The following is a 22,642-nucleotide window of genomic DNA, read 5'->3' on the forward strand; positions in this document are numbered from 1 at the left end:
CGGTCTCTCCCGAGCGTCTCAACCGTCTTTCCAGTCCGTCAGGCCGTCTCTCCGACCCGTCAGCACCGCCTCAGCAGCGCCGGTGAAGGGGGTTCTAAGTATAACAAACAAATCCCGCAAGCGGAAAATACACAAAAACAGAAGAAATTCTTCATAAGTTCATTTATCCATCAATTACAGATACTTAAACAGGATCAATCAAGCGCACCGCCGCTGGCAACCATGTAATGACAGGTCAGAATTCCCGGTTCAGCGCGTTATGCACATGATTACCCACAGACTCACGCCCGAGTCAGGCGGAATCGGCCCTGTTAGACCGGAAAGACAGGTTGGGAATCGGCAGGCGCAGTGCAAGCAGGGCGATGATGGCCGCCAGGTAAGCAAGCGGCTCGATCTGAAATCCTTTTGCCAGCAAGAGGTAATGCATCGCCGCCAACAGTGCGGCCGCGTACACAAGGCAGTGCAACTTGCGCCAGCGCGGTCCCAGTCGGCGCACCGACCAGTTGTTGGAGGTCAATGCCAGCGGAAGCAGAAGAAGGAACGCCGCCATGCCGACCGTTATGTACGGGCGTTTGAGGATATCCGCCCAGATCTGGCTGGGAAGCTGCACATCCAGAACCAGCCACACAAGAAGATGCAAGGCGACGTATACAAACGTGAGCACCCCGATTGCGCGGCGAAACTTCATCAGGTTGAGGCCGACATGCCGGCGCAGGGGCGTGACCGCCAAACCGGCAATCAGCAACTGAAGGGCCAGTTCCCCATATCTGTGCTCCAACGCCTCAATCGGTTCGACCCCCAGACCACCGTTCAGGCCAAGATAAAACAACCAGGGCGCGGGCAACGCCCCCAGCAGATATATGACCCATACCGGAATACGGCGGAGTGTCTGGTTAATCGCCGACATGGTCCTAATAGTTCTTGGTCAGATCCATGCCTTCATAAAGGCTGGCGACCTCTTGTTCATAGCCATTGAACATCAGGGTCGGCTTGCGTGACGCGAAAAGCCCGCCCCCGATCTCGCGCTCTGAAGCCTGAGACCAGCGTGGATGGTCCACGTTGGGGTTCACATTACTGTAGAACCCGTATTCGCGTGGATTGGACATGTTCCAGCTGGTGGGCGGTTCATCCTTTGTAAGCGTGATCCGAACAATCGACTTGATCGATTTGAAGCCGTATTTCCAAGGGACGACCAGACGCAAGGGCGCACCGTTCTGGTTGGGAATCGGGCGGTCGTAAATTCCGGTTGCCATGATTGTCAGGGGGTGGATCGCCTCGTCCAGACGCAAGCCCTCTCGGTATGGCCAATCGAGAACGGGAAACCGCGTTCCCGGCATCTCGTCCGGGCGATAGGCCGTCTCAAAAGCCACATATTTCGCGCCGTCTTGCACGCCCGCCATATTGAGAAGGTCGGCCAGTTCAAACCCGTTCCACGGAATTACCATCGACCAGGCTTCCACACAGCGGAAGCGGTAGATCCGCTCCTCTATGGTCATCTCGGACAGGATGGCCTGAAAATCATAGTCGCCGGGACGGTCGACCAGACCGTCAATCGTGACGCTCCAGGGTTCGGTCACCAGCGTATGAGCATATTTCGCCGGGTCATCTTTTCCGGTCCCGAACTCATAGTAGTTGTTGTAGGTGGTGATCTCTTCCCACGTGTTCGGCTCCAACCCATCCTGTGCTGCCGCCGGTTTGGCCATCGCAGTCAGGCCGACACCTGCCAGCCCGGCCATAACCTGCCGCCGGTTGAGGAACGCCGCCCGGGGGGTGACGTCGGCATGTGTCAAAGTATTGGTCCAGCGATGCGCCATATGGGTCTCCGTCATCTTCAGTGGTCGCTATTGACGTAGTGTGCTGATAGCACAGAGCCACGGAAACAGGCGTAACGATTGAGCGAAGTGATTGTAACGTTCCAATGTGACCGGGCCTTCGAGTAACGTTTTCAGCACCGAAAACCATAGACCCAAGAACTTTTGAAGCCCGGCGGAAAACCGCGGTTTTCGTGGATTACTGTCAGAACACGGGCACAAAACTTTACAACTGCGGGCGCAAGGCTGCACTCTGTCAGACGGGCGCCACGCCAAGCCGAACGCGAGGCAAGGCTGCGATTGCAGTCTTTTGGCCGCAATGGGAGGAAGAATAATGTGTGATATCTGCGTAATGAATGCCGTCAAAGACAAGATGCTGTCTCGTCGCGGGTTCTTCAAAGCTGCCGCCGCTTCGGGTGTTGCAGCAGCCGCAACCGGGGCCGTCGCGCCGGCGGCACTGGCGGCCGGGCATGGCGGTGTCGAAGATATGACCCATACGCTGAGCCCGGATTTCCCGACATGGGGCGGCGAACCCGGCATTTCCGCCGAGCAGGCTTTCAACTTTGCTGATCACGGCTTCAATCTGTTCAACCTGTCAATCAACGAACATACGGGCACGCATATCGATGCGCCGCTTCACTTTTCGGCGGATGGGACGTCGGTTGATGAAATCCCCGTCACGGATCTGGTCGCCCCCTTATGCGTCGTGGACATCGCCGCCCGAGCGGCCGAGGACGCAGACACGCGCGTCACCCCGGACGATCTGAAAGCCTGGGTTGCGGCCAATGGTGATATCCCAGATGGTGCCTGCGTGGCGATGCATTCCGGATGGGCAGGCAAAACCGCCACGGATGAGTTCCGCAATTTCGACGGCGAAGCGCAGCATTACCCGGGCTTCCACGTTGAAGCCGCGCAGATGCTGATGGAGGAGACCGGAGCACGATCAATTGCCGTTGATACCCTGTCTCTTGATCACGGCATGTCCGCGGATTTCGCGACGCATTACGCGTGGTTGCCGTCAGGCCGGTTCGGGATCGAATGTCTGGCTGGGCTGGATCGCGTGCCTGCGTCTGGTGCAACGCTGGTGATCGGCGCACCCAAGCACCAAGGCGGCACCGGCGGGCCGGCGCGGATCTTTGCATTGATCTGACTAATGCCCGGGCGGCCGACCAACGCCCGCCCGGCCACCTTTCCGGCATGATCAAACTTCTGCCACAGTTGCAGACCAAGGCTTCGTGCATTCTTGATCTGTTCGGGACACCTGCCTTCATGTTGCTCAGACCCCTTGTTGTTTCTTTGTCTTTGCTGTGCGGATCGGCATGGGCTGATGTGCAATCGTGCAAAATGCTGTTTGAGCGCGCGCCGCAGGTCCTGAGCGATCTGAACCAGATCGGGTCGGAAGTTTATGAAGACAGCCATCCGGGCCTCGGCTATTCCGCCACTTTTGCAGACCCGTCCTCCAAGATCACGGTTTTCTTCTATGACCATCAACAAAGGGACGTCTCATCCGAAATGGCCCTTGAAAGCTTTAAACAAGCTGCACGCGATATCGCTGCAATAGCTGCGCGGCGCGGTGCCGAGCTTGGTGAAATCAACGCCTATCAGTTGCGTGATCCGTCGCAGGTGTTGCCGTATCGGGCCGAGGCCAAAGCATCAGATGGCCTGTCCGAACTTCTGGCAGTCGGCGTCGTGGAAAATTGTATTGTGAAGCTGAGGTTCACGGCCCAGTTTCAAATGGAGAAAGCGCAGGTCTGGATGAAGGTCCTCAGTGATTATCTGAACAAAGGCTATGGAAAGCCGACATGAAAAAGGCCCGCCAAAAAAGCGGGCCTTTCAGTTCACGGTGTCAGATCAATGCACCACGGCATCGTCCGGGCGGGGTCGCTCGGAAGTTCCCAAACGATCACCGATGATCAAACCATCGGGCCCGGCGGTGACCGGAACGACGTCACCATCCTTGATTTCCCCGGCCAGCAGAGCTTCGGCCAACGGGTTCTGCAAGGCGCGCTGGATGACGCGTTTCAGCGGGCGGGCACCGAAGACCGGGTCATAGCCTTCATTGGCCAGCCATTCCTTGGCGCTGTCATCCAGGGCCAGCTCGATCTTGCGGGCGGCCAGACGTTTTTGCAGACGTGCCATCTGAATATCGACGATGCCATCCATATCGGCCCGCTTGAGGCGGTCAAAGATGATCGTTTCGTCCAGACGGTTCAGGAACTCGGGCCGGAAATGTGCCCGGACCGCATCCATCACGTCGCGCTTGGCCTGTGAACTGTCCGCACCTTCGGGCAACTGGCTGAGCGCCTGAGACCCAAGGTTAGACGTCAGGATGATCAGCGTCTGTTTAAAGTCCACGGTGCGGCCCTGACCATCGGTCAGAACGCCATCGTCCAGAACCTGCAACAGCACGTTGAAGACATCCGGGTGCGCCTTTTCGACCTCGTCGAACAGCACGACCTGATAGGGTCTGCGCCGCACGGCTTCGGTCAGCACACCACCTTCGTCATAACCGACATAGCCCGGAGGGGCACCGATCAGACGGGCGACCGCGTGTTTCTCCATGAACTCGGACATGTCGATGCGCACCATCGCGTTGTCGTCGTCGAACAGGAAATTCGCCACGGCCTTGGTCAGCTCGGTCTTACCCACGCCGGTCGGCCCAAGGAACAGGAACGAGCCGAGCGGGCGGTTTTCGTCATTCAGACCCGCACGCGCACGGCGTACTGCATTGGCAACCGCGGTGACTGCCGCATCCTGACCGATCACGCGCGAATGCAGTTCTTCTTCCATCCGCAGCAGTTTCTCGCGTTCACCTTCCAGCATTTTGGCGGTCGGGATGCCCGTCCAGCGTTCGACAACACTGGCGATCTGTTCGGGACGCACCGTTTCCTCGGCCATCATGGCGTTGCTTTCGGCATTCTCGGCCTCGGACAGCTTTTTCTCAAGCTCGGGGATGATGCCATAGGACAGCTCACCCGCCTTGGCGAGGTTGCCTTCGCGCTTGGCGATTTCCAGATCGGCCCGCGCCTTGTCGAGCTGTTCCTTCAAATCCCGCGCGCCAGCCAGCTTGTCGCGTTCGGCCTGCCACTGCGCGGTCATCTCGGCGGATTTTTCCTGAAGTTCGGCAAGATCCTTCTGCAAGGTTTCCAGGCGATCCTTCGATGCCGCATCGTCTTCCAGCTTCAGCGCCTCTTCCTCGATCTGCATCTGAAGGATCTGACGATCCAGCTGATCAAGCTCTTCGGGCTTGGAGTCCACCTCCATCCGCAGACGCGACGCCGCCTCGTCGACAAGGTCGATGGCCTTGTCGGGCAGGAACCGATCGGTGATATAGCGATGCGACAGGGTCGCCGCCGACACCAGCGCCGAATCCGAGATGCGCACGCCGTGGTGCAGCTCGTACTTCTCTTTGATACCGCGCAGAATGCTGATCGTGTCCTCGACCGTCGGTTCCTGAACCATCACCGGCTGGAAGCGGCGCGCAAGGGCCGCGTCTTTTTCGACGTATTTGCGATACTCGTCCAGTGTGGTCGCACCGATGCAGTGCAGCTCACCCCGTGCAAGCGCAGGCTTGATCAGGTTGGCGGCATCCATCGCACCATCCGATTTGCCCGCGCCAACCAGCGTGTGCATCTCGTCGATGAACAGGATGATCTCACCTGCGGCCTCGGTCACCTCGGTCAGAACAGCCTTGAGGCGTTCTTCAAATTCACCACGGTATTTCGCGCCGGCAATCAGCGCACCCATGTCGAGCGCAAGCAGCTTCTTGTCCTTCAGCGATTCCGGCACGTCGCCGTTGACGATGCGCAGGGCCATGCCCTCGGCGATCGCGGTTTTACCGACGCCGGGTTCACCGATCAGAACCGGGTTATTCTTGGTGCGGCGCGACAGGACCTGCATCGCGCGGCGGATTTCCTCGTCGCGGCCGATGATCGGGTCGATCTTGCCTTCGCTCGCAGCCTCGGTCAGGTCGCGGGCATATTTCTTGAGCGCGTCATAGCCCTCTTCCGCCGTTGCGGTGTCAGCAGTGCGCCCCTTGCGGATATCGTTGATGGCTTCGTTGAGCTTTTGCGCAGATACCGCACCCGCCTCCAGCGCCTCTTTGGCCTTGGATTTGACCATGCACAGCGCCATCAACACGCGTTCGACCGGCACAAAGCTGTCGCCCGCCTTGGTGGCGATCTTTTCGGCCTCGTCCAGAACCTTGGCCGTCTGGCCGTCCATGTAAATCTGGCCGGCATCGCCGCTGACTTTCGGTATCTTGCCCATGGCTGCGTCAAGCGCCTCGACCACGCGGATCGGCGCGCCGCCCGCGCGTGTGATCAGATTGCTTGCCAGCCCCTGATCGTCATCCATCAATGCTTTGAGTATATGTGTGGGCTCCAGCCTCTGGTGCCCCTCGCGCAGCGCAATGGTCTGCGCCGCCTGCACGAACCCCCGTGCCCGTTCAGTGAACTTGTTCAAGTCCATGGTTTTCTCCTTTTCCAAGCGCCCGGTGATTTTGCGCCCGCTTGGCAGCACGCAGTGGTCCGGGCCTTGACCTCAATCTGGGAAACTTCTCCGCCGCTTCAAGAGGCTAGAGAGTGGAAAAACGCCTCAACCACGCGGAATCGTATAGACGGTGTAGCCCCCGGTTTCGGCCACCTGCCGGGCATCGTTCGTCTCGACCAGAGACTGCGCGGCGGCGCTGCCCGTGGGGCAGGATACAAGGTCGGCGGTGTGGTCGAGGAAATTGCCGGTAAAGGCGGTTTCGCCGGTCAACTGGCACCAGTCATCTTCGGACCGATAGCCGCGGACAAGATACAAATCATCATTGGTCGGGGGCGGCGCGGCGCCTGTTTCGGTCTGTGGCGGCGTGTCGGCACAGGCGGCCAGCGTGGCGACGACGGCCAGCGGAACAAGGTGCTTCATGGTCTGTCCCCTTGATGCAATTTTCGTTTCAGAATGGCAGCACCATAGCACAGTTGGGACAATGCGGGGACACCGCTGGCTCGTTTGTCAGCCGAGGGGGTCAACCGCCTTCGATCTGCCGGATCAGCTTTTGCGCCTCGTCATCGCCCTGCTCGGCCGCGAGGCGAAGAAACCTCAGCGCCTTTTCGACATCGCCGGTTTCATAGAGCAACCGGCCGAATTTGCGCTGCGATTTCACATCGCCCAGCTTTGCGGCCCTGCCCCAGAACAACAGGGCCGCTTCCGTGTCCTGGGGCACACCGTCCCGCCCGTGATAGGTCAAAGACCCGAGATTGTGCAGCGCCACGACATTGTTCTGCCTGGCGGCCTGGAAATAATAATCCAGCGCCTGTTCGATGTCCTTGGAGTAGCCGTTCTCGCCGATCTCGTAGATGTAGCCCAGACGCGCCGCGGCATCGGCGCTGCCGTTTCGAGCCGCCATCTTCAGATAGTCGACCGCGCGCTGCATATCGCGCGTCACATGCGTGCCTTCGCGATAGATTACACCGAGGTGCAGCAGAGACGGCTCATATCCGAAGAACGCGGCCCTTTCGTTATAGTACAGCGCCTTGTCGATGTCGGGCGCAACACCTTTCCCGTTCTCGTAGCCATAAGCGACGTTGTGCATCCCCATCGGCAGACCGGTTTCGGCAGCCGCCATGTACCAGGCAAACGCGGTCTCGTGGTCCGCGGGAACGATCTCGCCATCATTATAGAGAGAAGCGAGCGTGTTCATCGCCAGCCCGCTGCCCTCCATCGCGGCCAGTTCCGAAAACTCGAGCGCCATTTCCAGCTTGCCGCCTTTCATGAGCGCCCGGCCAAAGGCGGCGGCGACCTCGGCATCGACATCCTGGTCTTTCAGCAGCAGATCGGCACAGATCGCCATCGCATTCTCGGCGTCCATGTCGGCCCATTTCACCCCGTCGAAATAGGGCGACTGCCCCGGAGCGGCAGCGGCCATCAGGCAGTCACACTCTCCATCCGAATAGTCGGGGTCCTGCGGTGGATCGTCAGGGTCGGGTTCCGGCCGAGGCCACCACACCCAACCGTATCATCCCGTTTTTTCCTGCGTCTTTTCTTGTCTCAATGCGTCACACGCTCTACAGAAGCGCCGATCCCGTCAAGTTTGAAAGGCCGAAACAATGTCCCGAACCGCAGATGACCGCCTGATCGTCGCCCTCGACGTCCCCAACGCGCTGGAAGGGCTGAAGCTGGCCGAGACGCTGGGCGACGCCGTGTCGTTCTACAAGATCGGCCTGGGCATGCTGACAGGCGGCGGGCTGGCACTGGCCAACGAGCTCAAGCAGGAACATGGCAAGCGCATCTTCCTGGACATGAAGCTGTTCGACATCGGCAACACGGTGGAAAACGCGGTGCGGGGGCTGGCGCAGTTCGATCTGGATTTCCTGACCGTGCATGGCGACCCGCATGTGGTGCGCGCCGCCAAGGAAGGGGCGGCGGGCAAGGATCTGAAGATCCTGGCGGTGACAATCCTGACCTCGCTGAACCGCGACGATCTGGATGCCGGCATGATGAAGGCCGGTGACGTTCAGGACATGGTGGTGGAACGCGCCGCCCACGCCTTCGAGGCCGGGGCCGACGGCGTGATCGCCAGCCCGCAGGAGGCCGCCCTGATCCGCGCCCTGCCCCAGGCGGCGGGCCGGCTGATCGTAACCCCCGGCGTGCGTCCGGCAGGCGCGGCACTGGGCGATCAAAAACGTGTGGCCACACCGGCCAGCGCCATCCAGGACGGAGCGGATCATATCGTAGTTGGCCGCCCCATTTATCAGGCCGAAGATCCGAAATCCGCGGCCGCGGCCGTTTTGACCGAGTTAAATTCTCTAAAAACGTGATGAGAAGGGCCTTCGTTTAAACTGGGATTCATGCTGAAAAAACCGCCGCAACAGGTTGACCTTACGTCAATTTTTCGCGAATCCGCGCCAAATCGTCCCTGTGCCAGAAAACACACATTCAAAAAGCGAGTTTTTGAAAAGCGCGCTTAACCCTATCTCAGCCCGAAAATCTTAGCGATTCTTAAGGGGATTTACTCCCCAACGAACCTACTCTTCCTGAGGTTCGTTACTTCCCCCCGCAAAGCGCGGGGGGTTTCTTTTCTCTGAATGATCTTTGATCGATACCACTGGATGATATAAGGAACCCCCAAGACAACTGCGGAACACACGAGGACGCAGATGCCCGGTCTTTGCCGAGATTGCCTGACCCCTTTGACGAACGAACGGCGCTGCACGGCCTGTGGCAGCCCCAGGGTAAAGTCTCATCCCGAACTGTTTGATCTGTCCATCGCGCATATGGATTGCGATGCCTTCTATGCTTCGGTGGAAAAGCGGGACAATCCGGAACTGGCAGACAAGCCTGTCATCATCGGCGGCGGCAAACGCGGTGTTGTGTCCACGGCATGCTACGTGGCCCGAATTCGCGGTGTGCGATCCGCCATGCCCATGTTCAAAGCGCTGCAACTGTGCCCCGATGCCGTCGTGATCAAACCACGCATGTCCGTATATGCCCAGGTGTCACGGGACATCCGCGCCATGATGGACGAACTGACACCAGTGGTCGAACCCCTGTCCCTTGACGAAGCTTTCATGGACCTGTCCGGCACCGAACGCCTGCACGGAGCCCCCCCGGCCGTCATGCTGGCGCGCCTGGTCAAACGCATGAAGGATGAACTGGGTGTGACAGGATCCATCGGGCTGAGTCACAACAAGTTTCTGGCCAAGGTTGCCTCGGACCTCGACAAGCCCCGCGGGTTTTCGGTGATCGGCAAGGCAGAGACGGCAGAGTTTCTGAATGACAAACCCGTAAGGTTGATCTGGGGCATTGGCCCCGCCGCGCAGGAAACACTGGACCGGGCAGGGATTCGAACCTTCAACGACCTGCTGCGTTGGGATCAGGAGGCTTTGACTGCGCGTTTCGGCTCGATGGGGTATCGCCTGTGGCATTTGGCACGGGGTCAGGACAAACGGCGCGTTTCAGCCCATGAACCGATGAAATCCATCAGCAATGAGACCACGTTTTTCGAGGACACCGCCAATATTGATGTTCTGGACGGACATTTGTGGCGCATGGCCCTGAAGGTCTCGGACCGGGCCAAGGCCAAGGATCTGGCTGGCCGGGTCGTTACGCTGAAGCTGAAGAAAGCCAATCACAAGGTTCTGACACGGCGCGTGTCATTGCGGGACGCAACGCAGATCGCGGACAGGATTTATCGCACCGCAAAAGGGCTTTTCGATCAGGTGGGGGATCAGGGGCCGTACCGCCTGTTGGGGTGTGGCCTGTCTGACCTGTGCCCGGCGGATCAGGCCGACATCTCCGGCGACCTGCTTGATCCCGGCGCCGCCCGCAGATCACAGGCCGAGCGGGCCACCGACCAAATCCGCCAGAGGTTCGGCCCGGAAGCAATCGTGAAGGGCCGTGCTTTGCGCTAGTTTCATTCCGCCGCCAGACGATGAGGTTTGGAACCGATCCTGGATATGTCGCGCACCACCTGCCGAAGGAGTTTCGAAAACGTCATGAAATTGGCGTTCGGCGCAATCTTTTCTTCGTCCATATACAAGGCCCGGTCGATTTCAATCTGGATCGCGTGTTGCTGGCGGGTGGGGCGGCCATAAGTCTGAGTCACATAGGCCCCCGCAAACGGGGCATTGCGCACAACATTCAGACCTGCCGCAGCAAACGCCGATTCGACGAGGTCCACGATTTCAGACGAGGCCGAAGCACCGAACCGATCACCCAGCACGATCTCGGGCCGTTTGTTTCGGGTCGTACCAGCCATGGCCACCGCCTCATGCGGCATGGAGTGGCAATCCACCAGTATGGCCTGGCCGAATTTCTCGTGTGATTCGGCCAGCAGGGATTTCAAACGTGCATGATAGGGGCGCCAATAGGTGTCGATACGCAGCCGCGCCTCGTCCATGGTCAGCTTGCCGCTGTAGATTGCCCGTCCATTGGCCACAACGCGGGGTATCACACCCAACCCTGATGCGACCCTGGGGTTGTGCCCATGCCTGCGGGCACCGCTGATCAGCGCCGGGTCCAGTTCATCCAGACTGCGATTCAGGTCCAGATAGGCGCGCGGCATGGTCGCTTTGATCAAAGGCGCGCCATTTTCGGCCGCAGCAGCAAACAATTGATCCACGAAGGCGTCTTCCGAGGATCGAATCACGCTTTGATTCAGAACGGACCGCTTCAAAAACGCTTCTGGATAATTCCGCCCGCTATGCGGAGATGAAAAAACCACGCATGAACTGCGGTTTTCTGGCATATCCAATACAAAGGCTGCGTTCTGCATGATCCCTCCATGTTCGCAATCAACATAGACCGGAAAATAGTTCTACCAAACCCCTTGAACCCCTTTGCGACTCCTTTTATAGACCCCGCTACCGGCGCGGGGTTCCGCGCCCCATTTCGTTATGGGGCTGGGCACGCAAAGGGAAAGTGGGCGGTTAGCTCAGCGGTAGAGCACTTCGTTGACATCGAAGGGGTCACAAGTTCGATCCTTGTACCGCCCACCATGATTTCACTGTTCCGGAGATCCGGGACACCCGAGTAACCCAGGCGCTGGCCACGTCCTTGATGAAGGCGCCGCAGATTGGAGACAGACCATGAAGGTCAAGAACTCGCTCCGCTCGCTCAAGAATCGGCACCGCGACTGCCGTATTGTGCGTCGCAAAGGCCGCGTCTACGTTATCAACAAGACGCAGCGCAAGTTCAAAGCTCGTCAGGGCTGAGAACAGCGAAACATCGTTTTAGAAAACCGCGCTCTTGAGCGCGGTTTTTTTTGTTTTCTGCACCTGTGCGCCCGACGTGCTACCCTTGCTTCGATATTGCGGAGTGTAAAACCCATGCGCGAACACGGCATCGACGTACTGGTGGGGACGACCAAGGGAACGTTCATTATCTCTGGTGATCAGAACAGATCAGGCTGGAAAGTGACGGGCCCGCATTGCGAAGGATGGCCGATCAACCACGTCATCGGCGACAAGGAAACGGGCACGCTTTGGGCCGGGGGCGGTGGTGACTGGCATGGCGCCGGTGTCTGGTGTTCCGAAGACGGCGGTGTGACTTGGCAGGTCGCAAAACTCACCAAGGGCCAAATGGACGAGTGGGCCGCCAACGATCAGGATTTTGCCCAGATGATTGGCTGGACCGGAGAACCCGCACCATTCGCCGATGAGTTTTCTCAGGTCTGGTCTTTGCGTTATCAACATGGAACGTTGTACGCTGGCACAAAACCGGCCCGCCTGCTTGCCAGCCACGACAATGGTCGGACATGGGACACGCTTGAGGGCCTGACAAACCACCCCTCAGCACCCGATTGGAATCCCGGCGGTGCGGGACTGGTCCTGCATACAATCGTGACTGACCCAAATGATTCGAAAAAGCTCTGGGTCGGCATTTCCGCTGCGGGTGTGTTTGCAACCGAGGATGGCGGCGCAAGCTGGGAGCGGCGCAACAGATTGTCCAACGCCGAATCTTGCACGCATCATGATCATCCCGCTGCCCCCAGGGATGGTGAAACGGGTCATTGCGTCCACAACATGGTTCAAGCTCCGGGAACCGCGGATTTGCTCTACCAGCAAAACCATCACGGTGTCTGGCGCTCGGCCGACGGAGGGCGCAGTTGGGATGACATCACCAAAGGCCTGCCATCCACCTTTGGATTTCCGATTCATGTGCACCCACGCGATCCTGACACGATCTGGACATTACCTTTGAACGGAGACAGCATCGGGCGCTATCCACCGGATGCCGCTGCGGCAGTTTGGAAATCCACAAATGGAGGCGCAACATGGCAAGACCAGCGGCGTGGGTTGCCGCAAGAAAGCTGTTTTTTCACTGTTCTGCGACAGGCCATGGCCGGAGACCACCGAGACCCCGCCGGTGTCTATTTCGGGACCAACAGCGGCTCGGTTTTTGCCAGTGTTGATGAAGGGGACACCTGGACGGAAGTCGCGCGCCATTTGCCCACGATCCTTGCAGTTGAGGTACTTGATCGTGAGTGATCCAGACACTTCCCTGTGACGCGGATCTTCCCGTTCAACTCAAGTCGCGCCCGCCCGGAAAAGCCTCGCAAGGGCGCCTGCGCTCATTTGACCAAGTAAATCTGTCGGATTTTCTTGCATCTCGCTGAGAATCGTATAATTGAGCAAATCAGTCGGGATATCGACCGACGCGAAATTCAATTGTTGGGGCAAACTATGCTGAAATCCACAACCTGCCTGGCCGCCGCTCTGTCGGCATTGATCGCAACATCAGCCGCGGCTGAAGGCGAGCTGAACCTTTATTCGTCGCGCCACTATGACACTGACGAACGTCTTTACACGGACTTCGAAGAAGCGACCGGCATCAAGATCAACCGGATCGAAGGCAAGGCGGATGAATTGATTGCGCGCATGGAAGCCGAAGGCGCGAACTCTCCGGCTGACGTCATGCTGACGGTCGACACGTCTCGCCTGGCGCGCGCCAAAGATGCGGGCATTCTGCAAGCAATCGACAGCGAAACCTTGGAGGAGCGCATCCCCGCCAACCTTCAGGACGAAGACAACCAGTGGTTCGGCTTTTCACAGCGCGGTCGGATCATCTTTTACAACAAGGAAAACGTTGCCAATCCGCCGGCCGCTTACGCGGACCTGGCCAAGCCGGAATACAAGGGCCTGATCTGCATCCGGTCCTCGACCAACACCTACAACCAGACCCTGCTCGCTTCGATCATCACACATGAAGGCGCCGAAGCTGCAAAATCCTGGGCCGAAGGCGTTGTCGCCAACATGGCCCGAGACCCGCAGGGCGGTGACACCGACCAGCTGCGTGGCATCGTTTCGGGTGAATGCGACATCGCTGTATCGAACACCTATTACTATGCACGGGCTATCCGCAAAGACGTCAAAGGCCTGTCCTCTGACCTCGACAAGATCGGCTGGGTCTTCCCCAATCAGGACAGCTATGGTGCGCATATGAACCTGTCGGGCGGTGGCGTCGCGGCACACGCGCCGAACAAGGAAAACGCAATCCTGTTCCTCGAGTATCTGGCAAGCGATCAGGCGCAGAAGTACTTCTCGGCGGGCAATGACGAATTCCCGGCAGTGCAGAGCGTTGAGCTGGCGGAATCGGTAAAGGCCCTGGGTGAGTTCAAAGCTGACGACGTGAACCTGTCGGAAGTCGCAAAGAACATCCCGGAAGCACAGAAAATCTTTAACGAAGTCGGCTGGAAGTAATCCACTGCCTCGTCAAAAGCTGGCAGAGGGCGCGGAGTTTCTGCGCCCTTTTCCATTTACACATACAAAATTTTTAAGTAATTTTCCCTTAAATGAAAAATCTTCTCGTTTGTGATCCATGCTCGACAACCTCTCAAACCGCCTTGCCGTCCGTTTGAACGAACTCCGCCACGGGCGCGGGTGGTCCCTGGATCAACTGGCCGCCCACAGCGGAATCAGCCGCGCCACGCTGTCCCGCATGGAGAAAGGAGAGGTCAGCCCCACCGCTGAGAGTCTTGGCCGCCTCTGTGCCGCTTATGATCTGCCGGTGTCACGGCTTTTGATGATGGTCGAAGACAGCTTTGACCCCAAAGTGGCGTTTGAACGCCAGACCGAATGGCGGGATCCCGGAACCGGCTTTACCCGCCGTGCAGTTTCACCGCCTGCAAACGGCTTGAACGCCGAGGTCGTGGAATGTCACCTGCCGCGCGATACGGTCATCACTTACGATGCGCCGCCCAAATCCGGGCAGGAACACCATCTGATCCTGATCGACGGCGCACTGACACTGACAGTTGACGGAACACCCCATGCGCTGAGCGCCGGAGATTGCCTGCGCTATCACCTGTCGGGCCCAACCCGGTTTGAAACCGGGGCATCTCGCGGTGCGCGTTATCTCTTGGTGCTGATATGATCTCGCGTCTGACCGATCTCGATTTCAGCGCGGCAGTGGATGATCTGGCGGGAATCCTCCACGCCTGTGTGCATGAAGGGGCCAGCATCGGCTTTGTCCTTCCGTTTACCGAGGGTGACGCGCGAAAATACTGGCTGCAAAACGTTCGACCTGGGCTGAAATCCGGTGCATTGGAGCTGTTTGTCCTCCACCACAAAGGGCGCATTCAGGGCACGGTGCAACTGATCCCCGCGACCATGCCCAATCAGCCGCACCGCGCGGATGTCGCAAAACTTCTGGTGCACCCGAACGCCAGACGGCGCGGTTTTGGCCGCGCGTTGATGGAAGCCCTCTTTCAACGAACGACAGAGTTGGAGCGCACGATGCTGGTTCTGGATACCCGCAGCACCGACCCTTCTCGATTGCTTTATCTGGACCTTGGATTTCAGATTGCTGGGGAAATTCCGAACTATTGCCGGAACCCGTTCGAAACCAGACTGGAACCCACAACTTACATGTATAAAGAGCTGTCAGCCTGACGCCAAACAGCGGCCGTATAACCGTGGATCATGGATTTTTCCCCAGTGGCCCACGCGAAGTCGTGCGAAAGGTTCGGGGCATTCCCATGCCGCGCTTTTGCGCGGCGCGCGCTGCAACCAGGCCTGAACACAGCGGAACTCAATCGCCCGGCCACCTGAAGGGATGACCGAGCAATCAACTTAGTGCCTTGCGTTTAGAAATGCGCTGACTTCGTGCCTGCGGGCTTTTCCATCGGAGGCGCAAATTTGGTGAGGTCGATACCTTTCACGGCCGATTTGTATTCCTCGGCGGTCGGCATTCGGCCCAAAACAGCCGACAGCACCACCACCGGGGTCGATGCCAGCAGGGATTCGCCTTTCTTTTCCGCCGCGTCCTCAACAACACGCCCCTGGAACAGGCGTGTGGACGTGGCCAGCACAGTGTCACCCTTTGCGGCTTTCTCCTGGTTGCCCATGCAGAGGTTACATCCCGGACGCTCCAGATACAGGATGTTCTCGTATTCCGTCCGCGCTTTGCTCTTTGGGAACAGATCGTCGAATTCAAAGCCTGAATACTTCTGAAGAATGCTCCACTCGCCTTCTTCTTTCAGCTCATCGATGATGTTGTAGGTGGGCGCAGCAACGACCAGAGGGGCCTTGAATTCTACTGTGCCCTTCTCCTGCTCGATGTTTTTCAGCATTTGCGAGACGATGACCAGATCGCCCTTGTGCACCATGCACGATCCAACAAATCCCAGATCGACCTTCTTTTCCCCTTTGTAGTGGGAAACCGGCCGGATCGTATCGTGGGTGTAACGCTTTGAGACATCGGCGTTATTGACATCCGGGTCGGCGATCATGGGTTCGCTGATCTCATCCAGATCAACCACCAGCTCGGCAAAATACTTAGCATTTTCATCCGGTTTCAGGGCGGGCTTTTCACCCGACTTGATTTCCGCGATGCGCGCGTCGGCCTTGTCGATCAGACCTTGCAGTGTCCGGGCCTCGTTATCCATTCCCTTATCGATCATGATCTGGATACGGCTTTTTGCGATTTCCAGAGATTCGATCAACGTGTCATCCGCCGAGATGCAGATCGAGGCCTTGGCCTTCATCTCGGCCGTCCAGTCAGTAAAGGTGAATGCCTGATCCGCCAGCAATGTGCCGATGTGAACTTCGATGATCCGCCCCTGGAACACGTTGTCGCCGAATTTCTTCAGCATCTGCGCCTGGGTGGCGTGAACCACATCGCGGAAATCCATGTGATCCGCCATCTGGCCCTTGAATGTCACCTTGACCGATTCCGGGATCGGCATGGTGGCTTCGCCAGTGGCCAGCGCCAGTGCGACAGTACCCGAGTCAGCGCCAAACGCGACGCCTTTGGACATACGTGTATGCGAGTCGCCACCGATGATGATCGCCCAGTCATCCACGGTGATGTCGTTCAGAACCTTGTGGATGACGTCTGTCATCGAGTGATAAACACCTTTGGGGTCACGCGCGGTGATCAGACCAAAGTTGTTCATGAATTTCATCAGTTTTGGGATATTCGCCTGCGCTTTGGAATCCCAAACCGAAGCAGTGTGACAGCCAGACTGATAGGCGCCGTCAACGGTGGGCGAGATCACCGTAGCCGCCATGGCTTCCAGTTCCTGCGCCGTCATCAGGCCGGTGGTGTCCTGCGAACCGACGATGTTGACCTTCACCCGAACATCCGAGCCCGCATGCAGAACTTTGCCTTCGGCTACGCCGACCGCGTTCTTGTTGAATATCTTTTCAACCGCCGTCAGGCCCTGCCCTTCATGCGATATCTCTTTGGACGGTGCAAAAGCGGATTTCAGCTCGATGCCGAGCGTCTCGGCTGCGAATGTCTGGAGCTTTTTACCAAAGACAATAGCATAAGATCCTCCGGCCTTTATGAACTCGGTCTTTTGCGGCGTGAAGGATGATGACAGATCGACCAGCTCTTTGTCGCCTGCGTCATTGTACAGCTTTTTGTCCTTGGTGTTGATGGTCAGTACCGTTCCGGTCTCGACGGAATATTTCTGCTCGAGGATAGGATTGCCGTCATTGTTCAGGATCGGATTGCCGTCGGCATCCACTTTCTTGACCCAGTTCTTGAGATCGATGCCGATCCCGCCGGTGACGCCGACGGTGGTCAGAAAGATCGGTGAAATCCCGTTTGTACCGGCAACAACCGGCGCGATGTTCACGAATGGAACATAGGGGCTAGCTTGCTTTCCGGTCCACAATGCAACGTTGTTGACACCGGACATGCGCGACGATCCAACGCCCATCGTCCCTTTTTCAGCAACCAGCATGACGCGCTTGTCCGGGTGCTGTTTTTGCAAGTCCTGAATCTCGGCCTGTGCTTCGGGTGAGATCATGCACTTTCCGTGCAATTCGCGGTCCGACCGCGAATGCGCCTGATTGCCGGGCGACAGAAGATCGGTCGAAATATCCCCTTCGGCCGCCACATAGGTCACAACCTTGATTTCTTCTTCGATGTCGGGAAGCCGGGTAAAGAACTCGGCCTTGGCATAGCTTTCCAGAATGTCCCTGGCAACGGCGTTCCCGGCCTCAAAGGCTGTTTTCAGACGGTTGGTATCTGCGTCGTACAGGAACACCTGGGTTTTCAGAACTGCCGCCGCTTTCTGCGCAATCTCTGCGTCATCGCCCAGCGCCAGATCAAGCAGAACCTCTACCGATGGGCCGCCCTTCATATGCGACAGCAATTCAAACGCGAAATCCTGCGAGATTTCTTCGACCGTTGCCTCACCCAGGATGATCTCTTTCAGAAAGCGCGCCTTTTCACCTGCGGCGCTGGTTGTGCCCGGAAGCGTGTTGTAGATGAAATAGTTCAGTGAATCTGCGCGATGCGCGTGACCCGCATCTTTGATCTGCCCTATGATTTCCTGCAAAAGGGCACCGTCTTCGATGGGTTTGGGGTGCAGACCCTGTTCTTTGCGCGTCTCGATTTCGTTCAGGTATTCTGTGTAAAGGCTCATGACGGTTCCGACCATTTAGCTGATGCACCAGGCCACATAAAAACCCGGCACCTTGAATTTGTATGCGGCGGTATACCAAACTGTGCCGACGTGCAAGATACCGATCTGCGACCCAGTGTCCTGCCCTACGGGCGATGCCCGCCGCAATGTCGGGCGGTGCGTCGATCGGAATGTTCGATCCCCTACTCCCCGAAAGCCGCAATAAGCGCTTTCGCCAAGGGCAAAGAAGAATAGCCCACCCGTGAAGGCGTAAGCCCCATCCGCACGACGACCATGTCACGCGAGGGAAAAATTCCGATGGACTGACCGTCATGCCCTTGCAACCAAACCGCGTCTTCAAACGGTGGCAGGTCGCCTGGCGATTTCAACCAAAGATGACCCTTGGCATATTCCCCACCAGACGCCGCAACGGGTTCGAACATCCAGTCCACAAAACCTGTGGGCAAAATCTGCGCGCCGTCCCAAACCCCTTTTTGCAGCAGAAACTGGCCATACCTCGCCCAGTCTCGGGCCGTGGCGTACATATAGCTGGATCCGATGAATGTATCGGCGACATCTGTCTCGATGATCGCCGAAGCCATGCCGAGCGGTTCAAAAAGCGCATCCCGAGGATAGCTCAAACCGCCGTCGGGCAGCTTGTCCTGCCAAACACGGGACAACACGGTGGACGTGCCTGAGGAATAGTTGAAGTCGGTGCCAATGCCGGCTTCCAGTGCACGGTCGGCAGCGAAACCGGCCATGTCATTGCTGAGATACAGCATCCTGGTCACGTCTGACACGTCTCCGTATTCTTCATTCCATTGCAGACCGCTTGTCATCGCCAGCATGTCCGCAACAGTAATGCCTCGCCTTGCGTCTTCTGCCCATTCGGGAAAGCTGTCGACAAGGGTGTCCGATACATTCATCTGACCCGCGTTGATCAACGTTCCGATCAACCCGGCCGTGACCGTCTTGGTCATGGACCAGCCCAGCAACGGTGTGTCTGCGTCGAACCCTTCCGCATAGCGTTCGGCTACGATGCGCCCGCCTTGAACCACCACTACGGCGCGGTACCATTCGCCAAGCAGCGTATCATCCGACAAGACGGCCTGAATTTTGGGATCCTGAGACTGCGCAACGTCGTTTCCTGTTGGCCAAAGACCAGTCAGCGCGGGCTTGGCGGCCTCAAGCCGCTGCGTGCTCAGGGATGTAGCATGCACGTTGGTGCAGCCAAGCCCCTGCCGGAACTGCGACCTGGCGGGCGCGAAGAACCGAAAGAGTCGCGCATGAACAGTCTGAGCCTCTCGATCAACCTCAATCGAAACATGTTTGAGCAGCGGATGCCCCGGGGCCTGCACATCCACTGCAAGGACCTCTTCCGGATCACGTCCGGCAATGAAAACATTCGAACAGACAATCTTGGCCGAGTAATTCGTGCCTACTTTCAACAAATCGGGCGGGGCGATCAGCAGATAACCAAGCAGCCCCACGATGCCCAGAACCACGACACCTATACCCGTTTTCAATACCTTCCTGAACATCCGCTGACCTGCCCTGTTGCTGTCATTTCAGCGCAGGTTAGATACATCCAGCTCGGTTTTGCCACTATTCCGTTGCGTATTCTTCCGACGCTGATCGGCAGGCCCGGCACCTTTCTCGGTGAACGGCTCAGGTCGCCTCCTCGTTTTGATCCTGCGACAACCAAAAGCTTTGCGATTGCTCGGCGAGACGTTGCCAAATCTGTTCACTGAATTCTGGCTTCGCTTCGGCCAAACGGACCATTCTTATTGTCAGCGCCTGTGCAGGCAGGGCGTCTTCAACGCTTACAAGCTGTCCCTGAGCAAGCGGCGCGGCGACCAAAGAATAGGGCAACCAGGCAACACCGATTTCATTCACGGCATATTGCAGAATCGCCAGCGTCAGGGCCGTCTCGGCCTTGGCCACGAGACTGGTTTCGTCGGGCAACCGCGGCGCAATCAAACGGGAAAACACTTGCCCAAGAAAAACATCAGGCGGGTAGACAATCGCAGGAATGGTCTTGCCATCTAATTCCCCGTGCATTGCAGGTGCGCATACCGGGATCAATGTGTCGGCACCAAGCGTTTTCGCCTCAAACGCACTTTCAAGGTTCTGCACCCCACCGTCCGATGCCGCGTACATGATCGCGAAATCGACTTCTTTCGAGATCAGCTGCAACAGGCATTCGTCCTGGTTCCCCGATCGCACCTGAACCGAGATATCGCTGTTTTCGGTCAACATCCGGACCACTTTCGGCGAGACGGTTGTCGTCAGCGCATGCTGGCACACGAGCGACAAAGACTGGCTGGCCTGATCGCTTTCTGTTTTCAAACTGTGACGCAGTTTGTGCAGACGCGCGCTCAGTTCGCGCAGTTCAGGTTCCAACGCCTGAACGCCCGGCATCAGGGATACGGGTTTGCGGCGACGATCAAACAGGGTCGCACCGATACTGCCTTCGATGAGCCGCACCCGACGGGTAAAGGCAGATTGGGTCAGCAGCCGTTTTTCCGCAGCCCGTGTCAGCGATCCGCTGTCCAGCACGGCCAATATGTCGTCGATCCATTCCAAACGCATGTGAACCAGATAGCCCAGGCCTTACTAATATGCAATTTTTGCAACATATCTGCCGAATTTCGAATTAGCAGAGCGGATACACACAGCGTAAATTGACGAAAATCAATATTAGGAATTGTGACATGCATCTTGCGCGCTTTCCCCGCCTTCACCTCGCCCATCTTCCGACACCGCTTGAACCGATGAAGCGGCTTTCCAAAGAACTGGGGGTGGAAATCTGGATCAAGCGCGACGATTGCACCGGCATGTCAACCGGCGGCAACAAGACCCGCAAGCTGGAATTCCTGATGGCCGAAGCAGAAGCGCAGGGCGCCGACATGGTGATGACGCAAGGTGCCACCCAAACCAACCACGGTCGACAAACCGCAGCGTTTGCCGCCAAGCTGGGGCTTGATTGCCATATTCTTCTGGAAGATCGCACCGGCTATCAAGATGGCAACTACAATACAAACGGCAATGTCCTGCTGGACCACTTGCACGGCGCAACCACCCAGAAGTTTCCCGGGGGTCACGATATGCCGGGCGAAATGGAAAAGGCGGCCGCGAAGAAACGGGCAGAAGGCCGCAATGTCTATGTCATTCCCGGCGGCGGCTCGAACCCGACCGGGGCGTTGGGCTATGTAAACGCGGCCTTTGAACTGTTGGGTCAGGCCAATGACAGCGGATTGCGGATTGACCGGCTGGTACATGCAACAGGGTCGTCCGGTACGCAGGCAGGTTTGGTGACGGGAATGTGCGCCATGAATGCGCAGGTGCCGGTGCTTGGCATCGGGACAAGGGCACCTCGGCCAAAGCAGGAACAGATGGTGTACGACCTCGCCTGCAAGACGGCCGAAAAGCTGGGGTGCGCGGGCGTGGTAAAGCGTGAAGATGTCATGGCCAATACCGACTATGTCGGCGAAGGTTATGGCCTGCCCACTGAAAGCGGCATCGAAGCGATCCAGATGTTTGCCGAATTGGAAGGTATCCTTCTGGATCCCTGCTATTCGGCCAAGGGTGCGGCGGGCCTGATCGATCTGGCGCGCAAAGGCGAATTCAAAGACCAACGGGTCGTTTTCCTTCACACGGGCGGCGCGGCGGCTTTGGCGGGGTATGACTTTGCCTTCGATCACAAAGACCGCTGGGTGAATATCTGAGCAATGACGCAGCACCCCATCGGTATTCTTGGCGGCATGGGCCCCGAGGCAACGATCCTCCTCCAGCGCAAGCTGGTCGAGGCCGTGCCGGTGAGCGACGACCGGGACCACATTCCGCTTTTGATCGACATGAACACTCAGGTCCCGTCGCGGATCGCGCATCTGATCGACGGGGCGGGCGAAGATCCGGGGCCGACACTGGCGGCGATGGCACGACGACTTCAGGATGCCGGTGCCATGGCGCTGGCAATGCCCTGCAACACGGCGCATCACTATGCAAAGGCGATCACCGAGGCCGTGACCGTTCCGCTGTTGAACATGGTTGAACTGGCCGCGGATCACGCCGTCGGGACACTCGGGAAGGGGGGGTGCGTTGGTGTGCTCGCTTCTCCGGCGGTGCGCCGTACTGGCCTTTTCGAAACAGCCCTGCAAGCGCGCGGGCTGTCAACCGTTTGGCCAACGGATGAAGGCGCGATGCTGGAGGCGATCCGCGCGATCAAGGTCAACGGTCAAAGCGACAAGGCGCGCGAAACTCTGCGAGCGTCCTCAAGGGCCTTGGTCAAGGCGGGGGCGGACTTGCAGTTTGTCGCTTGCTCTGAATTCTCCCTCATTGCCGACAGCGTCGCGGATGACGCCAATGCAGTGGATACGATTGATCTGCTGGTCCGCGCGATCGTCAGTTTTTCTCAGACGGACCGGCATACGAGGTAAAGGCGCATCTTCCGTTCAATGGCCGGTTGGTGCGCCAAAACGAATCCGTC

Annotated in this window: 21 protein-coding genes and 1 tRNA gene; 13 read left to right on the plus strand and 9 right to left on the minus strand. The window is 58.1% G+C overall.

Features of this window, described 5'->3' with window-relative positions:
* Nucleotides 1-228, plus strand: a 228-nt coding sequence (locus ACR0C6_RS19610) for a hypothetical protein (RefSeq protein WP_480620754.1), incomplete at its 5' end; no start/stop codon positions are given.
* 64 nt (nucleotides 229-292) lie between these two features.
* Here ACR0C6_RS19610 and msrQ read toward each other — a convergent pair.
* Together msrQ and msrP are read right to left on the minus strand one after the other, a co-directional pair.
* On the minus strand, nucleotides 293-907 hold the full coding sequence (gene msrQ / locus ACR0C6_RS19615; RefSeq protein WP_480620755.1) for a protein-methionine-sulfoxide reductase heme-binding subunit MsrQ: 615 nt from the start codon (nucleotides 905-907) through the stop codon (nucleotides 293-295).
* Between the two features lie 4 nt (nucleotides 908-911).
* Nucleotides 912-1,814: a protein-methionine-sulfoxide reductase catalytic subunit MsrP gene (gene msrP, locus ACR0C6_RS19620; RefSeq protein WP_480620791.1), complete on the minus strand. Its 903-nt coding sequence runs from the start codon at nucleotides 1,812-1,814 to the stop codon at nucleotides 912-914.
* 331 nt (nucleotides 1,815-2,145) lie between these two features.
* Between msrP and ACR0C6_RS19625 the strand changes: the two genes are divergently transcribed.
* On the plus strand, nucleotides 2,146-2,961 hold the full coding sequence (locus ACR0C6_RS19625; RefSeq protein ID WP_480620757.1) for a cyclase family protein: 816 nt from the start codon (nucleotides 2,146-2,148) through the stop codon (nucleotides 2,959-2,961).
* 47 nt (nucleotides 2,962-3,008) lie between these two features.
* Entirely contained in the window at nucleotides 3,009-3,617 is a 609-nt protein-coding gene (locus ACR0C6_RS19630; RefSeq protein WP_480620758.1) for a hypothetical protein, read from the plus strand.
* Between the two features lie 45 nt (nucleotides 3,618-3,662).
* On the opposite strand, the gene clpB is transcribed toward ACR0C6_RS19630, so the two are convergent.
* From clpB to ACR0C6_RS19645, 3 genes are all read right to left on the minus strand, one after another.
* On the minus strand, nucleotides 3,663-6,281 hold the full coding sequence (gene clpB / locus ACR0C6_RS19635) for an ATP-dependent chaperone ClpB (protein ID WP_480447660.1): 2,619 nt from the start codon (nucleotides 6,279-6,281) through the stop codon (nucleotides 3,663-3,665).
* A 126-nt stretch (nucleotides 6,282-6,407) separates the two neighbouring features.
* The gene (locus tag ACR0C6_RS19640) at nucleotides 6,408-6,722 is read right to left on the minus strand and encodes a hypothetical protein (protein WP_480620760.1); all 315 of its coding nucleotides are present in this window, start codon (nucleotides 6,720-6,722) and stop codon (nucleotides 6,408-6,410) included.
* Between the two features lie 100 nt (nucleotides 6,723-6,822).
* A complete protein-coding gene (locus ACR0C6_RS19645) occupies nucleotides 6,823-7,803 on the minus strand; it encodes a tetratricopeptide repeat protein (RefSeq protein WP_480620761.1) in 981 nt (326 codons plus the stop codon).
* 100 nt (nucleotides 7,804-7,903) lie between these two features.
* Between ACR0C6_RS19645 and pyrF the strand changes: the two genes are divergently transcribed.
* On the plus strand, nucleotides 7,904-8,614 hold the full coding sequence (pyrF, locus tag ACR0C6_RS19650; protein WP_480447656.1) for an orotidine-5'-phosphate decarboxylase: 711 nt from the start codon (nucleotides 7,904-7,906) through the stop codon (nucleotides 8,612-8,614).
* Nucleotides 8,615-8,953: 339 nt separating this feature from the next.
* A complete protein-coding gene (locus ACR0C6_RS19655) occupies nucleotides 8,954-10,207 on the plus strand; it encodes a DNA polymerase IV (protein ID WP_480447655.1) in 1,254 nt (417 codons plus the stop codon).
* Between the two features lie 2 nt (nucleotides 10,208-10,209).
* Here ACR0C6_RS19655 and ACR0C6_RS19660 read toward each other — a convergent pair whose 3' ends face one another.
* Nucleotides 10,210-11,070, minus strand: coding sequence for an N-formylglutamate amidohydrolase (locus ACR0C6_RS19660; RefSeq protein WP_171172618.1), 861 nt, complete (start codon nucleotides 11,068-11,070; stop codon nucleotides 10,210-10,212).
* Between the two features lie 148 nt (nucleotides 11,071-11,218).
* Here ACR0C6_RS19660 and ACR0C6_RS19665 point away from each other — a divergent pair.
* The 6 genes from ACR0C6_RS19665 (at nucleotide 11,219) to ACR0C6_RS19690 (ending at nucleotide 15,187) form a co-directional block, all read left to right on the plus strand.
* Nucleotides 11,219-11,293, plus strand: a tRNA-Val gene (locus ACR0C6_RS19665).
* Between the two features lie 90 nt (nucleotides 11,294-11,383).
* Nucleotides 11,384-11,509: a type B 50S ribosomal protein L36 gene (gene ykgO, locus ACR0C6_RS19670; RefSeq protein WP_008755722.1), complete on the plus strand. Its 126-nt coding sequence runs from the start codon at nucleotides 11,384-11,386 to the stop codon at nucleotides 11,507-11,509.
* Nucleotides 11,510-11,623: 114 nt separating this feature from the next.
* Complete coding sequence (locus tag ACR0C6_RS19675; RefSeq protein WP_480620764.1) at nucleotides 11,624-12,784, plus strand: WD40/YVTN/BNR-like repeat-containing protein; 1,161 nt, start codon at nucleotides 11,624-11,626, stop codon at nucleotides 12,782-12,784.
* Between the two features lie 195 nt (nucleotides 12,785-12,979).
* Nucleotides 12,980-13,996: a Fe(3+) ABC transporter substrate-binding protein gene (locus ACR0C6_RS19680; protein WP_480620766.1), complete on the plus strand. Its 1,017-nt coding sequence runs from the start codon at nucleotides 12,980-12,982 to the stop codon at nucleotides 13,994-13,996.
* A 118-nt stretch (nucleotides 13,997-14,114) separates the two neighbouring features.
* Nucleotides 14,115-14,669, plus strand: coding sequence for a helix-turn-helix domain-containing protein (locus tag ACR0C6_RS19685; protein ID WP_480620767.1), 555 nt, complete (start codon nucleotides 14,115-14,117; stop codon nucleotides 14,667-14,669).
* A complete protein-coding gene (locus ACR0C6_RS19690; RefSeq protein WP_152456682.1) occupies nucleotides 14,666-15,187 on the plus strand; it encodes a GNAT family N-acetyltransferase in 522 nt (173 codons plus the stop codon). Before ACR0C6_RS19685 ends, ACR0C6_RS19690 begins: the two co-directional genes overlap by 4 nt.
* A gap of 194 nt (nucleotides 15,188-15,381) precedes the next feature.
* Here the strand turns inward: ACR0C6_RS19690 and ACR0C6_RS19695 are convergent, their stop codons facing one another.
* From ACR0C6_RS19695 to ACR0C6_RS19705, 3 genes are all read right to left on the minus strand, one after another.
* Nucleotides 15,382-18,174, minus strand: a complete 2,793-nt coding sequence (locus tag ACR0C6_RS19695; RefSeq protein WP_480620769.1) for a bifunctional aconitate hydratase 2/2-methylisocitrate dehydratase — start codon at nucleotides 18,172-18,174, stop codon at nucleotides 15,382-15,384.
* A gap of 182 nt (nucleotides 18,175-18,356) precedes the next feature.
* Nucleotides 18,357-19,694 carry a serine hydrolase domain-containing protein gene (locus ACR0C6_RS19700; RefSeq protein ID WP_480620771.1) on the minus strand — a complete coding sequence of 446 codons (1,338 nt, stop codon included), beginning with the start codon at nucleotides 19,692-19,694 and terminating at the stop codon, nucleotides 18,357-18,359.
* 127 nt (nucleotides 19,695-19,821) lie between these two features.
* Nucleotides 19,822-20,745, minus strand: coding sequence for a LysR family transcriptional regulator (locus ACR0C6_RS19705; protein WP_480620773.1), 924 nt, complete (start codon nucleotides 20,743-20,745; stop codon nucleotides 19,822-19,824).
* A gap of 122 nt (nucleotides 20,746-20,867) precedes the next feature.
* On the opposite strand from ACR0C6_RS19705, the gene cuyA reads away from it, so the two are divergent.
* Together cuyA and cuyB are read left to right on the plus strand one after the other, a co-directional pair.
* On the plus strand, nucleotides 20,868-21,881 hold the full coding sequence (gene cuyA, locus ACR0C6_RS19710) for a D-cysteate sulfo-lyase (protein ID WP_171635738.1): 1,014 nt from the start codon (nucleotides 20,868-20,870) through the stop codon (nucleotides 21,879-21,881).
* A gap of 3 nt (nucleotides 21,882-21,884) precedes the next feature.
* Entirely contained in the window at nucleotides 21,885-22,592 is a 708-nt protein-coding gene (gene cuyB / locus ACR0C6_RS19715; protein ID WP_480620775.1) for a cysteate racemase, read from the plus strand.
* Nucleotides 22,593-22,642: the final 50 nt, after the last annotated feature.

This window comes from Ruegeria sp. AL12, assembly GCF_056540885.1.